Source organism: Sulfidibacter corallicola (genome assembly GCF_017498545.1).
GTDB classification, from domain to species: domain Bacteria; phylum Acidobacteriota; class Holophagae; order Acanthopleuribacterales; family Acanthopleuribacteraceae; genus Sulfidibacter; species Sulfidibacter corallicola.
On the sequence record NZ_CP071793.1, the window covers coordinates 2,271,710 to 2,286,927 of the forward strand.

At 60.5% G+C, this 15,218-nt stretch carries 10 protein-coding genes; 4 read left to right on the top strand and 6 right to left on the bottom strand.

The window, feature by feature from the left end; genetic code table 11:
* Nucleotides 1–57 precede the first annotated feature (57 nt).
* From J3U87_RS06710 to J3U87_RS06720, 3 genes are all read left to right on the top strand, one after another.
* Nucleotides 58–876 carry a lysophospholipid acyltransferase family protein gene (locus J3U87_RS06710; protein WP_420038287.1) on the top strand — a complete coding sequence of 273 codons (819 nt, stop codon included), beginning with the start codon at nucleotides 58–60 and terminating at the stop codon, nucleotides 874–876.
* Nucleotides 873–1,820 carry an NAD-dependent epimerase/dehydratase family protein gene (locus tag J3U87_RS06715; protein ID WP_237382265.1) on the top strand — a complete coding sequence of 316 codons (948 nt, stop codon included), beginning with the start codon at nucleotides 873–875 and terminating at the stop codon, nucleotides 1,818–1,820. Before J3U87_RS06710 ends, J3U87_RS06715 begins: the two co-directional genes overlap by 4 nt.
* Before the next feature lie 324 nt (nucleotides 1,821–2,144).
* Nucleotides 2,145–2,441 (top strand): lantibiotic dehydratase C-terminal domain-containing protein, encoded by a 297-nt coding sequence (locus J3U87_RS06720; RefSeq protein WP_237382266.1) that lies wholly within the window; start codon nucleotides 2,145–2,147, stop codon nucleotides 2,439–2,441.
* A 76-nt stretch (nucleotides 2,442–2,517) separates the two neighbouring features.
* Here J3U87_RS06720 and J3U87_RS06725 read toward each other — a convergent pair whose 3' ends face one another.
* The 5 genes from J3U87_RS06725 to J3U87_RS06745 all read right to left on the bottom strand — a co-directional run bounded on the left by J3U87_RS06725 (nucleotide 2,518) and on the right by J3U87_RS06745 (nucleotide 10,509).
* Nucleotides 2,518–2,757, bottom strand: a complete 240-nt coding sequence (locus tag J3U87_RS06725; RefSeq protein ID WP_237382267.1) for a hypothetical protein — start codon at nucleotides 2,755–2,757, stop codon at nucleotides 2,518–2,520.
* A 23-nt stretch (nucleotides 2,758–2,780) separates the two neighbouring features.
* Nucleotides 2,781–3,656 (bottom strand): hypothetical protein, encoded by an 876-nt coding sequence (locus J3U87_RS06730; protein ID WP_237382268.1) that lies wholly within the window; start codon nucleotides 3,654–3,656, stop codon nucleotides 2,781–2,783.
* Entirely contained in the window at nucleotides 3,656–8,113 is a 4,458-nt protein-coding gene (locus tag J3U87_RS06735) for a coiled-coil domain-containing protein (protein WP_237382269.1), read from the bottom strand. Before J3U87_RS06735 ends, J3U87_RS06730 begins: the two co-directional genes overlap by 1 nt.
* A 72-nt stretch (nucleotides 8,114–8,185) precedes the next feature.
* Complete coding sequence (locus tag J3U87_RS06740; protein ID WP_237382270.1) at nucleotides 8,186–8,980, bottom strand: hypothetical protein; 795 nt, start codon at nucleotides 8,978–8,980, stop codon at nucleotides 8,186–8,188.
* A gap of 29 nt (nucleotides 8,981–9,009) precedes the next feature.
* Entirely contained in the window at nucleotides 9,010–10,509 is a 1,500-nt protein-coding gene (locus J3U87_RS06745) for a hypothetical protein (protein ID WP_237382271.1), read from the bottom strand.
* A 721-nt stretch (nucleotides 10,510–11,230) separates the two neighbouring features.
* Between J3U87_RS06745 and J3U87_RS06750 the strand changes: the two genes are divergently transcribed.
* Nucleotides 11,231–14,560 (top strand): WD40/YVTN/BNR-like repeat-containing protein, encoded by a 3,330-nt coding sequence (locus J3U87_RS06750; RefSeq protein ID WP_237382272.1) that lies wholly within the window; start codon nucleotides 11,231–11,233, stop codon nucleotides 14,558–14,560.
* Between the two features lie 371 nt (nucleotides 14,561–14,931).
* On the opposite strand, the gene J3U87_RS06755 is transcribed toward J3U87_RS06750, so the two are convergent.
* Nucleotides 14,932–15,180, bottom strand: coding sequence for a hypothetical protein (locus J3U87_RS06755; RefSeq protein ID WP_237382273.1), 249 nt, complete (start codon nucleotides 15,178–15,180; stop codon nucleotides 14,932–14,934).
* Nucleotides 15,181–15,218: the final 38 nt, after the last annotated feature.

The following is a 15,218-nucleotide window of genomic DNA, read 5'->3' on the forward strand; positions in this document are numbered from 1 at the left end:
CTCCGTGAGATCCATTCCCGTCCCTGTACCGATCAATCCTGGTGGGATCCTTTTATGCTGGACTTGGTCAACGCGATAAAAAATGTCCTGGTTCCTCGCGAATTGGAGGAACAGGTCGATCGAAGCCCAAAGAGCACGGGCTCCTTCAACTACGACGCCTGGGGCTACAATCCGGATACCGCCAAGATTTCGCTCGCCTTGTTCAAGCAACTCTACGATCACTACTTCAGGGTGGAGGCGCGTGGCCTGGAACACGTCCCCAAACAGGGGCGGGCCCTGATCATCGCCAACCACAGCGGCCAGTTGCCCATGGACGGCATCCTGATCGGCGTCGCCATGGCCACCAACCCCGACGGACCGCGTATGGCACGCGCCATGGTCGAACGCTTTTTTCCGACGGTTCCGTTCGTCGGCAACCTGCTCAATCAGGCCGGGGCCGTCATCGGCGATCCACAAAACTGCAGGCGCATGTTGCAAAGCGAAGAAGCGGTCATCGTGTTTCCCGAAGGTATTCGGGGTTCGGGCAAGCTGTACAAGGACAGATATCAGCTTCAACGCTTCGGCAACGGCTTCATGCACATCGCCATGGCCACCGAAACGCCGATCATCCCGGTGGGTGTGGTGGGATGCGAAGAAACCATGCCCGCGATCGCCAACATCAAACCACTGGCCGAATTGCTCGCCATTCCGTACTTTCCGCTCGCTATCCCCGCCTTCCTACCCGCCAAGGTCATCTTGAATTTCGGCGAGCCCATGATGTTCGACCAGTCGGTCGAAAGTGAAGAAGCGGTCACCGCGCGGGTCGAACAGGTCAAAGACGTCATTCGCGGTCTCATCGAGAAGGGCCTCCAGGAAAGGGAACGGGTATTTCTATGACTCAATCGCGGCTCTGTGTCCTCGTCACCGGCGCAGCCGGATCGCTGGCCGGCGCGATCATCAGGCGGCTGAAACCTCACTGCGACATCGTGGCGGTGGATTTTCGCAAGCGGGTCGACCTGGAACACGAGATCCCCAGTTACAAGGTGGATTTCAACAAACGCGGCTTCGAGGACGTCTTTCGCAACCACGACATCGACGCCGTGATCCACATCGGTCGGGTCAGCACCGAAGAGAGCAACCTGACGGGTCGCTACAACGCCAACGTCCTGGGAACGCAGCGACTGCTCAAGCTGGCGCTCAAGTACGACATTCGCCAGGTCGTGGTGCTCTCCACCTTTTTCGTGTACGGGGCCAATGCACAAAATCCGTCCTTGCTCACCGAAGACGCACCGCTCAAGGCTTCCGGCCTGACCCTCGACATGGTCGATTCGGTGGAGCTGGAGAACCTGTGCAACATCTACATGTGGAAGCATCCGAACCTGCACATCACCATCCTCCGCCCCTGTCACATCGCCGGCCCGGGTGTGCGCAACACCATCAGCCGCCTGCTCTCCAGTCGCATCGCCCCGGTCTTGTTGGGCTTTTCACCGCTCATGCAGTTCCTGCACGTGGAGGACATGGCCGGTGCCGTCGTGCTGGCCTTCGAGAAAAACCAACCGGGCATCTACAACGTGGCACCCCACGATTGGATCACCTACCAGGACGCCTTGCTGGCCTGCGACTGCACCCGCTTCCCGCTGATTTCGATACCACCGATCATTCCCGAGCAGGTCACCAAGATCTTCAATTGGAAGTCTTTCCCCAGCCACCTGCTCAACTACTTCAAGTATCCGGTGATCATCGACGGCAGTCTGTTTGTCAAGACCTTCGGGTTCGAACCGCGTTTCGGCCTCAAGGACATCTTCGAGCACTATCGCGAAGGCAAGCGCAGCCTTGTTTAGAACCGCTTTGCTTCCAGCCACATAAAAAGAAATCATATTTTTTTGTTTTTTTTCGTATGGCGATGTCCAGTTTCGCTCGGGATTCTCGCTGTTTTAGACAAGCGCGAACGGAAGCCCAAAACGATGCGCGCAACGACACCAACCACCCAAGTGGTGTCGTGGTTGGTTCCTCTCGGGAACCACACCTCCAATCCCTCTCCAAGTTTGACCCGTCCGGCTGAGGATGCCCATCGCATCACAACCCTCACCTCCAATCTCAGCCGGACGGGACTATTTTTTTGGACACCATGCCACCGATTCGCGGCAGGAGAGATACGCCTGAGCATGAGTACTTTTTTTCACATTCACCACGACGGTGACGCTCACGGGCCCGAGGCGCAACGCATTCACACCGAGCTGATCGAGCCGGTCATGCGAGATTTGGAGGAACGAGGACGCTTGGATCGGTTTTACGTCCTCAATTTCAGCGGACCGCGCCCTTTCGTGCGACTGATCGTGGAACCGCGCGAAAGTCATGGCTCGAACCTGGCGCGAGAGGTCCTGGCGTCGTTGCGGTCACGAGCTCGGGAACTGGATTTCCTCGGCGAGCACGACATCCAACCGCAGGGCAAGGTGGCCTGAGAGGCCTAACACGGCTTGGATTCTACGTTTCGAGAACACTGGGCCTGCGAGAAGTGAACGATTTCTCGTGCAGGTGTCAAAGGTATTGATCGACCGCGTTCACGATGTCCTCGCTCAGGTTTTTGAACTCGTCGACGCTGTTCGCGGTTTCAAAGCGGCGTTCGAAGGGCAACACCGCTTCCGATCCCGCGATCTTTCGCAATGTCGCGATCTGGCTTTTCACGCATTTGGAAAATCCTTCAATAAAGCCTTCGGCATACCCTTCAGCAAAACCTTCGGCATACCCTTCAGTTCTCACCTGTTTCAATACACTCATGTTCACACCTGAAAACTGAGTACTTACTTGGATTCCTCGGGTTGGGAATCGATATACCGATCGACCGCAAGCGCCACGTCCAAGAGCAGTTCTTTGAGCTCCTCGACGCTGTCCGCGGTTTCCAAGCGGCGTTCGAAGGGCAACGCTGCTTCCGATCCCGCGATCTTTCGCAATGTCGTGATCTGACTTTTCACGCCTTTGGTCAAGCCTTCGCTCAAGCCTTCGGCCCTGCCTTTAGTCAAGCCTTCGGTTCTCACCTGTTCCAGTACACTCATGTAAGCCTCCCGGTTGATGGTCTCCATGATGCGCTTGAAGACATCTTGAGCCAAGAGATCCTGGTCCAGCAAGGTCTCCCAGGTGGATGCCTGCAGCCGCGCGTTGCCCTCCAGAACCTGGATGAATCCCAAGGGATCGCCACCGACGATGCCGCGCGTCTCCTTTTGGATGATTACAATTATATCCAATTCGGGCACCCAGTTGGCGCGGTACTTCCAATCAGCCAGGCGCTCGAAACCGTAAGCCGCTACCGCCAAAAGCTTTCGCGGCGTTCGTGTGGTGAGGATGGTCAAGGTCAACCGACCTTGCAACGATGGCCCATCCCCCGAGTTCTCGAGCACCAGTGCGCGGCCCACGTAATTGCGGAACTGGGCCTCGGTCAACGTCTGGTGGATGCTCTTGTACTCGATGATGTTGTGTTCGCGGAAATGGTCGAACGGGCGGATGACGCTGGGGTCCTGGGCACCGGCCAACGGCGCCCCCGCCCGACAATAGTAGTCGACCCGGAAAGTCTTGTTGAACTCGCGATCGCCGATCTCGATCCCGCGCCCCGACATCACCGGCAGAAACTCGTCGAAAATATCCTGTATGAGTTCGTGCCAGGGAACGCGAGATCGCCCCATCACAACCGTCCCGGAATGGCGATGCCGGACCGCCGCCGTCCGAACTGCGCGGCCGTGACCTGGGTGGCGTTGACGTTGGCTCTCAATTCTTGGCTGACCTCGGTCGCCTTGACGAAGGTCTTGTTGGTGTTCTGTCCAGTCTCCTGACTGAGTCGCAGAACCCTCGGGAACCGCGCCATCAAGTGCTTGTGGTTGCCGCTCGCGGTGTAGACGAGCTGAATGTTCAGGGCCCGCGCCATGGAAAGCTGCATCTTGACGAAAGTCATGCTGTTGGCCTCACCGAACGGGTTGTCCAGGAACAACATGCCGTTGGAAAGGACGCGCCCCTCGGATTTGGCCGGCCGACCCCCCGTGCTCACGGCCCGCAACTGGACCATGGTGCAGTACAACAGAATGACCGAGGTGATCTTCTCCCCATCACTCCAACCCTTCACGTCGGTGATCGGGAAATAATTGGTCTTGAGGTTGTAGCTGGGTTTCATGATCACCACGCGATAACCCTTCTCACCGACCAACGCATCCAACGCCCGCTTGACCAGATCCAGGCCGCGAATCGGCTTGCCGGCCTTCAATACCTCGCGAATGACGCGCTGATAGATGCCGCGGCGCTGATCCAGCGTTTCGCCCACGTTGCCCAGCGCCTCCATTTTCAGGAAGGCCCGCCCCGCCCAGCCTTCCATCGCCTCCGGCAAGGTACTCGACGTCTTGGCCAGGTTCACGATGTGCAGTGCATCGCTCACCCCCGCGTCCAGGCGCGTGACGATGGCGTCCACCGACTCTTCCGACATGCGCAAACTGGTCTTGATGACATTCCGGAAGATATTGAATTCCTTGATGATATCGTCGGTCAGGTTCATCAGTGAATCGCGCACCTTGAGAATTTCGCGCTTGTCGTTGGGGAAATCCTGGAAGCGCGCGTCGTTGGCCAGATCCTTGAGGTCGTCGCAGCGGCCGTCCAGCGCGATCTTGGTCCGCGAATAGCGGTGGCGATGGGTTCGATAGTCGTCCCAGAAGCCATCCAGCAGATCCTCCAGATCGCGGGTCACGCGCGGCAGGGATTCGGGCGGAGCCTCGGCGAATTCGGGAATGTGGCGCGTCAACTCTTCGCTCTTTTGGAGACGGAAATTGCGGTCCTCACCCATTTCGCGCAAGTCTTCCTTGATGTTCTGGAGCTGCACCTTGAAGCGATCGATCTGCTCCTGCAGCCGCTCCAACACACCCGCCAACTCCTGGCGGCGCGCGCTGGTTTCCTCCACCGAGGCGGGCATCCGCTCCCCACCGGGAATGGTGTAGTCGGCATCGAAGGTCGGCGCCTCTCGCAGGTCGTTGCGCGCCAAGGTCAAGGCTCCTTCGGCGGCACCCACGGCCTTACTGGCGTTCTGCTCCGCCTGCTCGGTTTCGGTCAAGCGGGCCGCGATCGATCCTTCCTCGAGCACCGCCTGCACGTCGCGCTCGGTCGCGTCGCCGAGTTCCTTGCGGTAGCGCTTTTCCTGCTGTTTCGCCATGTTCTGCTTTTCTTCGAGGCGGGCACGCAGGGTCTCGTCCTTTTCGCTGACCTGGCGATAGCGATCGAGGCTGTAACGATAGCCCTGCTCGGCCTCGACCAACGTGACATGAGTGATGTCGGCCAACTCGCCGCCCGTGAAAGCGATGTCGTTCAGCTTCTCCTGGCGGTGCTCCACGGCGGCATTGCGGTTGAACACCGCTTCCTGGCGTTGGGCCACGGCGAGCTGCTGCTCCTCCAACACGGCCTCGAGCCGTAGGTTCTCGTCCTCCAGGGCGTGGGCTCGTTCGCGCGCAGCGTTCAGTTGCTCCTGCAACTCCTCGTAGTGGAGCTCGTGATCTTCGATGAAATCGCGAAGCCGGGAAATCGCCCCGTCGCACTGGCCGCGTTCGCTCTCCGCGACGCGAATCTCCTCGGCGAGGCGGTCGATTTCACTTTTGAGGTAGGCGGCTTTGTCGCGCTCGGCTTCCTGCTCGCGCTCCAGGCCGTCGAGCCGGGTGCGCTTGCCGTCGATCTGCTCGGCCTGGGAACGTAGGGTACCGTCCGGGTACTCGGCCAGAAAGGCATCGAGCCCGTCGAGGGTGCGGTTCAGGCGCTGGATGACGCGAGTCATTTCCGCGATGCGGCGCTCCTTCTCGGCAATGCCTGCCCGCAACGGTTCGATCATGTCCTCGGCTGCCTGGCGGTTGTAGGCCGCGTGGTGACCCGGACGCAGCACGACGGCATCCTCGGGCGAGCGCGAAACCGAACCCTCCGCGAGGGAGATCTGAACCGGGAAGGCCGGTTTGTGAATGCGGTCCTCCTGCTGGCGCACCTTCTCCAAGGCTTCGCGGGTGCGGACCATGATGCCCATGTAGCGAGCCGGATCCCGTGTGCACAGCTTGGCGGCCTCTTCCGGATCTTCGGGATACTTTTCGTCCAGTTCCTCGGCCGCCAGAAACGCCGGGATCCCCAAATCCTCGCGAAGCGCGCGCAACAGGTTGGCGACCTCGCGCGGCGGCGGGTACAACCGGGAGTTGCTCTGTTCGATGGTGTCCAGGGTTTCCTTTTCCTCGCTCAACAGCCGGCTCAACCGGAAAAGTTCCTGCTGGTCACGCGCCAGCCCCTCGCGAATCCGGTCGGCCAGGCCATCTTCCGCCAAATCGATCGCATCCTGCTCCAACAACATGCGCAGGTCGCGATCCGTCTCCAAGTGATTCTGGCGCACCAGGTCGGCGTCGTAGGTCTTCTGCATCTGGCCGATTTCCGACTGCAACAGGGTCATCTCGGCAATGCGCTCACGGGCCCGCTCGTCCAGAACCGTGCGTTCTTCGAGCAGCATGGACGATTGCTCGCGAAGCTCCCCGGTACGCTCGCTGATCTCGCGAACGCGGTTCTTGGTGCGGGTCAATGCCTCGCGTGGCGCCTCGACCTCGCTCAGGGCGCCCGAGAGAATCAGGCGCTGCAATGCCTTTTCGCGCTTTTGCATCTGGCCGTTGATGCCGCGAATGTTTTCGTTGACCTTGGCGAGTTCGGCCTTGACGTCGTTGTAGCTCTCCTGGTTCCCCGCCAGTTCGGCGCGCGCCTCTTCGAGGACGCGGCGCGCCTGTTCCAACTCGTGTTCGGCCTTTTTGATCTCGCGATCCAGCACCTGGGCATATCGCGTGCCCGCCGAGCGCAGTTCCAATTCCACGTCCTGATTCGAGTCGCGACGCTTGGCCAGCTCCGCCTCGATCGCCTTGCACTCGTCGACCTTGGTGCGCCAGACCTCGTACTCCTGGGCGGCGCGCAGCAACTTGAGCGACCGGTGCCACGTGGCGTGGTCCTCGCGGCGCTGCGCCACTTCCTTCTCGGCCTCCGCCAGCTTCTGCTTGCATTCGTGAAGGCGCAGCCAGGAGCGATAGTCCTGGAACTTGATGAATTCTTCCTGGAGCTCCTGAAGCTGGGCCGCGATCTCGTCCGCTTCCATTTCGGCACCGGCCATATCGTCCTTGATGGCGGCCGCCGCTTCCTTCAATCCCGCGATGATCGCACCGGCCCGGGAACGATCGGCGTTGAGATCGGTTTCGGCCGTCTCGAAGGCTTCCTTCTCCTCTTTCAACATGGCCAGAAGCGGCAACGCCTCCTCCACGAAGGTACATTCGGCTTCCCATTGCGGTTGCTTTTCGATGTGGCGACGCTTCTCGTTGAGGACCTCGATGACATCCGAAGCCGTATCGCCGGACATGACCGTTTCCAGAAAGAAGTGGACAAAATCGGTGGGCGTGTTGATGCGGTTCTTGAAGAGGCCCAAGATACCGCCCTGCCCGCCGTTCATGCGAAGCTGGTAGGAGAAGATCATGGGATCCAGACCGACCTCACCCAGCCAATTCGACCACTCGCGATGAACCGTGGTGTGCCGGCCATCCAGCGGCCTGGCCTCGGTCTTGAACCACTCCATGAATTCCCGTGCACCTGCCGCCGGCTCGGTCCCCACGGCCAAACCGCGAATCGGCAAGGTATCGAAGTTGACCGGGCCGCGCGGTTGGAACATGAAGTAGTGGCGTTCCAGGTCACCCAACGTCGACTGCACGCCGTTGGGCCAGTGCCCCACGAATCCCAACACGAGCGTCGGCGCCTCTTCCTCGAATCCGGCCAGCGATTGTTGCTGGGCCGGCGGCATCGACCATTCGGACACCACGTAACCGGTATCCTTGGCACCGAAATAAAGTTCGAATTTTCGGTTGTCCATCGGTCCGTTGGCCGATTTCATCACGTCGTGGATACTGGGATGAAGCAGGCTGAACAGCAGGGTCCGGATACTGGACTTGCCGACCCCGTTCTCGGCCCAGATGATGGAATCGAGCGGCTCGGGCAGGTCCATATCGTTGTTGCGCTGAAAGTCCAGCGTCAGCGGCGACAGCCGAGCATCCGGGTGGCCGACGTTGGCGAAATGGACCCGCAGGAGGTGGGGAATGCTGACACCTTGAGACATGTGATTCTTCTCCTAAAAAATGAACCTGAACCTATTCGGAAACACCAGATGGAACCAACACGAGCGGCGCGATCAGGAAGCGTCCTGGACGGAACGGCCCTCGCCCACACCTTGTCCGTCCAACACCCGTTGGCGCGCCGCACGCACCAGTTGGGCGGTGGCGTGGGAACTCAGGCGCCGGACGTAGATGCGGTATTTGGGAAGCGAAACGTAGCGGGTGTTGAGGCCGTCGCCCCCGTCCAGGCCCAGGAACCCGTTTTTCTGGAGTTCGGAAAGAACGTGATGCACCAGGCCGATCTGGGTGGTCTTGCCGTAGTAACCGGCTCGCGTCGGCGCCGGCTGCAACGCCAGGAAAAATTCGTAGGCTTGACGCACCTGATCGGGAATTTCGTCGATCTCGCGGTCCTCGTTGTCGTGGGCGCTCTTGAGGGCTTCGCAGATCTCGCGAATGTCGGAAGCGATTTCGCTGGGCGTGCCCGAGCGGGAGCGAAACTCGTCATCGTCGTCGTCATCGACCTGTGGATAGTAGAAACTCATCACGGCCAGGTGAATGATGCCCATCGCGATCTGCTGGTCGCGGCTCAAGCCGCGCGCGTGGGAATCGATGTTGGGCGCAAAGGGACTGTTGGTCCCCACACAACCGAGCACCATGCCGGAACGCAGCGCCTGGGTGGTTTCGTTGAGCACCTTGAGGCCCAGGCCTTCCAGAATGTTGTCGACGGCCGCCGCGAACGGCTCTTCATAAATGTAGCGGTCGAGCAGTTCCTTGTACTCGCTGTCGCGATGCGGCTTGGCGGATTTCAGGGCCTGCGCGATCAGGCGACCGGCGGCATACGCCATTTCGTTGAGTCCTTTTTCCTCGGACATCTCTTCTCTCCCCTTCTGCGGATCCGGCTTCAGGATCCACCTTCGACATCGTTCACTCTGCTGATCAAGAGATCGTCGCCCATGAAATCGGGATCGTCCAACGGCTTGCCGTCGCGCACGACCCGCAGTCCCAGCAAGTCCGCCCGCGCGTGGTAGGACTGCAGGAACGACACGCCCAAAACCGCCAACTGATCCACATCCAGGTCCAATTCGCGACCCTGATCGAGCAGCTCCGACAATCGGATCGGTGCCACATCCACCGAACCGGCGATTCGGGCCAGTTTCTCCTCCAATTCGTCATCCAGCGGATTGAAGAGATTGAGGATCGGCAGGCGGTCCTCGTCCGCTTCCTCGTCGCGGATCGGCTCGACCTGACCTTCTTCGCGCAAGAGCTTGTCGATCCACAATTCCAGGTCGAGGATTCTGTGAACCTGGGGGCCCAACATGACGTGGTAGATGTCTTTGGCGATCTGGCGAAAGGCACCGCCCTCCAAATGCAGGGCGGGCATGAACACCTGCTCGTTGAGATCGGGCATGGGCGAACGCGCCATGCTGCGGAATCGCTGGTAGGCCTGCTCTTCCAAAAACGAGGGGCCCGCGCCGAGAATCCGGCGCTCCAGGTCCATGTGGCGTCGCTGGCACATTTCCAGGAACGCAATCAGATCCTGGATGATCTTGACCAGTTCGAGATCTTCGTTGCGCTGCATTTCCAGCTTGAGTGCGGTCAGTACCCGGCCCTGATCGCGAATCAGGCGCTGCACGTGACCATGGGCTTCCTCCAACTTGGGCGTCACCTCGCGAACCCAGTCGACCGTGCGCACGTCGCGCCGTACGGCTCGCAACATGCCTTCGATGTAGCGCTCGTATTCGAGGCTCAGAAGCATGGTGCGCTCGGCCTCGCGACGCGCGCGGTGAATGCGGCCACGGCGCACCTGCTCGTGGAGAATGAACAGGTTGGAGATCTGCTCGTCTTCGATGGGCTGATCCAACATGCGCAGGTAGAGGTGAATCGCCTCGGTGGTGGCGCGGATGATGAACTGATCGGTCTCGGGATCGTGGTAGCTCTTCAACAGTCCGAAGCGGAAGGTGTAGGGCTTGGGAAGGTCATCGTCGGTCAGCCAAATGCACTCCCGCTCGAAAATGCCCTTGCCTTCGTTCATCAGGTGATCCAGTACGAAGTCCACGATCGCGGCGACTTGATCGTCATCCAGATGGGGCTGTCTGGCCAGGACATAGGGTTTGAGATCGTGAATCAATTCTTCGCGGGTCGCGCCGCTGCCCACGCCGGGCGCCATTCGCGCAAAAACGGAATCGAAGACCTGCAGTGCCAAAAACGTGAAATTCTGTTCCTGCCAATCGGGGTGATATCCACTCTCGCCCTTGGCGACCATCTGGTGGATGGGGTACCCCATCAGCAAGGCCTGCATGCGGCGAGCGACCACCTGGGCCCAGGTCTCGGCCTGGTTGTCACGCTCGCGTTGGGCTTGAAACAAATCGGTTTGGCTGGGTTCGGTAGGCGTTTGGGTCATTCCTGCTCACCAAGTCGCAAAGTGGTCGTGATCGCCGACATGTCGCTCGCGATGGCATCGACTTTCCCACACCCGAACCAGCGGCGCGGGGCCCGTTCGCGGCCTTCTCGCGACATCGGGCACGCGGCGAACATTCGGGGCAAGTTCCCCGGCTGGAAACGGTGGGGCCATCGCAAATCTCGGGACGAATCCTTCAGACCGGCCATTATAGATGAAACCCATGGCCTTGATAACCCGCCGACCTGGCCCGTCCCTTTTTCCACCGTCTATCCGCCACCGGGGCAAAGAGTTGGCCGGCCAACAAAAATCAGGCGGAAATTCGATGCATCGGGAGCCGGGTTGAGCGACATCACGAAATCGCAACATTTGCCGGATACGATGACGATCGGAGCGAATCTCAGACCGCCACTTGGGTATTTTCCCCATTCCGGCAGCGCTTTGAGATATAAATAGGCCGACCTGTCCTTTCTCGCTCGATCTTCGACCCAAGTCTTCGAAGGGGAACCAGTTCGGAACTCGATCGACACCACCGACAGTGCCGCTCGAGGGCCCGCGGCCATCCGCCACGCAGCCGATCTCGGTGCGCGCAACCCATTTCCGGACGGTCAGGCCGACATGGTGTCGATGTCTCCTCCCATTCCATCGCGGAAGCCCAATTCCGCGGCGCTTTTCAGGACGCGGGTCTCGCTCCGCGCCGATCAACACACCTCGAGGGGTTGTCATGCGTTCACCTGTGGTCATTCGATCAGGTTTCCGTCTCTCCATTCTCCCGCGACGCGCCATCGCGATGGCGATTCTGCTCTGGATCGGCACGATCCCGATCGCGGCCCAACCCGTCGATCCGGACCTGTTGGCCGGTCTGAAGGCACGCGCCATCGGCCCCGCCGGCATGAGCGGACGCGTGACGGCAGTGGCGGCGGTCGCCGATCGTCCCAGCATTCTGTACCTGGGTACGGCGGGTGGCGGCGTGTGGAAGAGCGTCAACGGCGGACTCAATTTCGAGCCGATGTTCGACGACCAGCCGGTCCACTCGATCGGCGCCCTGGCCATCGATCCCCGCCATCCCCAGACGGTGTGGGTCGGGACCGGCGAAGGCAACGTGCGCAACAGCGTCTCCATCGGCAACGGGATCTACCGCTCCCGCAACGGCGGCAAGACCTGGGAACACCTTGGCCTGCAGCAAACGGAACGCATCAATCGAATCCTGCTACACCCCAGGGACCCCGACATCGCCTACGTGGCCGCGCTGGGACGACTTTGGGGCGAGAACCAGGAGCGCGGGCTCTTTAAAACGACGGATGGCGGCGCAACCTGGCAACGCGTCCTCTACGTCGACAAACAGACCGGCTGCACCGATGTCGTGATGGATCCGAACAACCCCGACAAACTTTTCGCCGCCATGTGGCAGTTTCGCCGCTGGCCCCATTTCTTCAAATCCGGCGGACCGGGCTCGGGCCTGTTCCAGAGTGACGACGGCGGCGAGACCTGGCGTCGATTGGAACCCGAAGACGGTCTTCCCAAGGGCAACCTGGGGCGCATCGGCCTGGCCATCGCACCCAGTGATCCGCGTCGCGTCTACGCACTCGTGGAGGCCAAGGAAAGCGCACTCCTGCGTTCGGACGACGGGGGTGAAACCTTCACGACCGTCAATGCCGAACCCAACGTCTCGGATCGCCCCTTCTACTATTCCCGCATTCATGTGGATCCGCGCGATCCCAATCGCCTGTACCGGCTGGAAACCCTGGTCCAACACTCCACGGACGGCGGCCGCACCTTTCGGCCCCTTCCCGGCGCGACCTGGCCCAGCATCCACGTGGACCATCACGCGATCTGGCTGAATCCCGCCAACCCGGAGCACATCATCCTGGGCAACGACGGCGGTGTGGCCGAGAGCCACGATCACGGCGCCACCTTCCGGTTCGTCGCCAATCTCCCCTTGGCCCAGTTCTACCACGTCGCCGTGGACGATCGGCATCCCTACCACATTTATGGCGGACTCCAGGACAACGGCTCCTGGCGCGGACCGGCGGAAGTCTGGCGGCGCGGCGGGATTCGCAATCACTTTTGGCGCCTGGTCGCCATGGGCGACGGCTTCGACACCCGCCCCGACCCCACTCGGCCCGACGCGGGATACGCCATGTCTCAAGGCGGTTACCTGGTGTACTGGGATCTGGCCAAACGCGAAATTCGATCGATCCGGCCTCAGCCCACCCACAGCGGCACGGACCTGCGTTACAACTGGAACGCCGCGTTGGCCTTGGACCCGCACCAGCCGGGACGCATCTATTACGGCAGCCAATTCGTGCTGCGCTCGGACGACCGCGGCGCGACCTGGCAGGTGATCAGCCCCGACCTGACCACCAACCGCGCCGCCTGGCAGAACCAGAAGGATAGCGGCGGGTTGACCCTGGACGTCACCGCCGCCGAGAACTACACCTCCCTGACGACCCTCGCCCCAAGTCCCGTACAAGCCGGCATCATCTGGGCCGGCTCCGACGACGGCCGCATCCACGTGACCCGCAACGGCGGCGACACCTGGGACGAAGTGGGCTCCGCCATCAAGGGCGGCCCGCGCCACGCTTGGATTCCGCACATCGCACCCTCGCCGCACGACGCGGGGACGGCCTTCGTCGTGCTGGATCACCATCGTTCCTCCGACATGGCGACCTACGTCTACAAGACCACCGATTTCGGAAGGAGCTGGCGTTCGATCGGGGGCGATCCCCTGCAGGGTTACGCCCTCGTGATCGAACAGGACCCCGTCGAGCCGGACCTGCTGTATCTGGGTACAGAATTCGGGCTTTGGATCAGTTTGAACGGCGGCAAAAAGTGGTGGAAGTGGCGCCACGGCGTACCCACGGCCTCGGTCATGGACCTGACACTTCAGACGCGGGAGCACGATCTGGTCATCGCCACCCACGGTCGCGGCCTCTTCGTCATCGACGACGTGTCCCCTTTGCGAAACCTGACCTCCAAGGTGCTCAAGAAACCGCTTCACCTGTTTGCACCTCCCCAAGTCCAGCAGCACGCCGTGGGCGCCATGCAGGGTGGATTGGCGCTCGGCGCCGGCGAGTATCACGGCGAAAACGAGCCCTACGGCGCCCTCATCTCTTTTCTGGCGAAGGACGAAAAACTGCCGCTTCCCGACCCCGACAAGGAAAAGGAACGACGCGCCAAGGAGCGCGCCAAAGAGAGGACTCGTTCCGCTTCAACCGCGAAACCCGAGGCCGACCCGCCCAAACCGGAGAAACCCAAGAAGGACGAGGACCCCGAACCGAAAGCGGAAGTACGAATCGCGGATGGGCAGGGAGTCGAGATCCGCACCTTCTACGCCCCAATTCACCGTGGCTTGAACCGCGTGGTGTGGGATCTGCGGGCCGATCCGCCGAAGGCGCTGCCCACCGATCCGAACGATCCGTTCAGCGAACCGTCGCCCGGCTTCGAAGTGCGGCCAGGCACCTACACCGTCACCATTCGCTACGAGGACGCGGAAGATTCGCAGACGTTCACCATTCGACAGGATCCCGCCAACACCAACGAGACCGAGGATTGGCAAAGCCGCGACGCGTTCATCGCGCGTTGGACCAGGCTGAACGATACGGCAGTGGCCGCGGTCCGCACCATTTCCCGGGTCAAGGCCGATATCCAGGCGGTTCGAGGCCGCATTCTCGAATCGGCGATCGATCTGCTCCCCGAGGAGAAAAAGGCGTTCGAGGAGGGCAACGAGGTGATCCTCGCGGGCAAGGAGCTGAACCGCGACATCACCCGATTGGAAGCCCAACTGTGGATCCCTCCCGATACCAAGGGAATTCGCGCTTCGGACGATGTGGTCAGTCGCATTCAAATCGCCAGGGAGATGTGTTTCTCGAGCACGGCTCCGGCGAACGCCACGCAATTGACCTATCTCAGGCGTGCGGAAGTCCAACTGGCGCAATTCCTCGTGAACTACAACCGCATGATGGCCGCGGACGTGGCCCGGTACCGAAGTGCGGCCCAGGATGCCATATCGCTGCTCCCCCCGGTTCAGTCGCTGACCCTACCCAACCCGTAACGGGTTACCGTTCGGACATAGATCGGTGTATGCATCGGCGCCCTTCGACTCGCGGGCACAGCGAGCGATCGCGCTTGGACGGGGTTCAAGAGAACTCTCACGCTCCAAAATGGCGCGATTTCACCGCCTGGGGTTTTCATTTTACACCAACGAAATACACCAACCCAGGGCCTCAGCTCTTGTCTCGTAAGTACAAACTCTTTCGTTCATTTGAAACTTGCTATAATTCGTAAATTTGACTCGGTTCCAGTTATCCTCATCGCACCGATTCGCTGATTGCCACATGGCTCCCATCCGGCTCGAGCACCGGTATTACCGCGACTGGCTCCCCCCGGATACGGCTTGTCCCAACTGCCTGACGGACGCGTCACCTATTTGCGATGGTGTTTGATTTTACGAAACTTACGAACCTTTTCAAACATTTCCCGATTGAGTCGAATCCCGGCCGCGTCCACTTCGATTCGGCCCTCCTCGGCCAAATCCCTTAACGCGGGTTGGATGTCTTCCGCCGGGACATCCAAAGGTCGGGACAATCCCTGCGCGACCTCCAGCGAGGTTCCCGGGTAGTACCCACCTATTTCCATTAGGATTTCCTCAATTTCATTTTTTAAATCCTTCATGAGTATCACCATTCCTTAATTTAACCTTCAACTGTCAT

What these genes read in the sequence shown, in the direction of transcription:
- J3U87_RS06745 (WP_237382271.1), bottom strand. Translation starts at nt 10,509, where the DNA reads ATGACCCAAACGCCTACCGAACCCAGCCAAACCGATTTGTTTCAAGCC.
- J3U87_RS06720 (WP_237382266.1), top strand. Translation starts at nt 2,145, where the DNA reads ATGAGTACTTTTTTTCACATTCACCACGACGGTGACGCTCACGGGCCC.
- J3U87_RS06755 (WP_237382273.1), bottom strand. Translation starts at nt 15,180, where the DNA reads ATGAAGGATTTAAAAAATGAAATTGAGGAAATCCTAATGGAAATAGGT.
- J3U87_RS06740 (WP_237382270.1), bottom strand. Translation starts at nt 8,980, where the DNA reads ATGTCCGAGGAAAAAGGACTCAACGAAATGGCGTATGCCGCCGGTCGC.
- J3U87_RS06725 (WP_237382267.1), bottom strand. Translation starts at nt 2,757, where the DNA reads ATGAGTGTATTGAAACAGGTGAGAACTGAAGGGTATGCCGAAGGTTTT.
- J3U87_RS06730 (WP_237382268.1), bottom strand. Translation starts at nt 3,656, where the DNA reads ATGGGGCGATCTCGCGTTCCCTGGCACGAACTCATACAGGATATTTTC.
- J3U87_RS06735 (WP_237382269.1), bottom strand. Translation starts at nt 8,113, where the DNA reads ATGTCTCAAGGTGTCAGCATTCCCCACCTCCTGCGGGTCCATTTCGCC.
- J3U87_RS06750 (WP_237382272.1), top strand. Translation starts at nt 11,231, where the DNA reads ATGCGTTCACCTGTGGTCATTCGATCAGGTTTCCGTCTCTCCATTCTC.
- J3U87_RS06715 (WP_237382265.1), top strand. Translation starts at nt 873, where the DNA reads ATGACTCAATCGCGGCTCTGTGTCCTCGTCACCGGCGCAGCCGGATCG.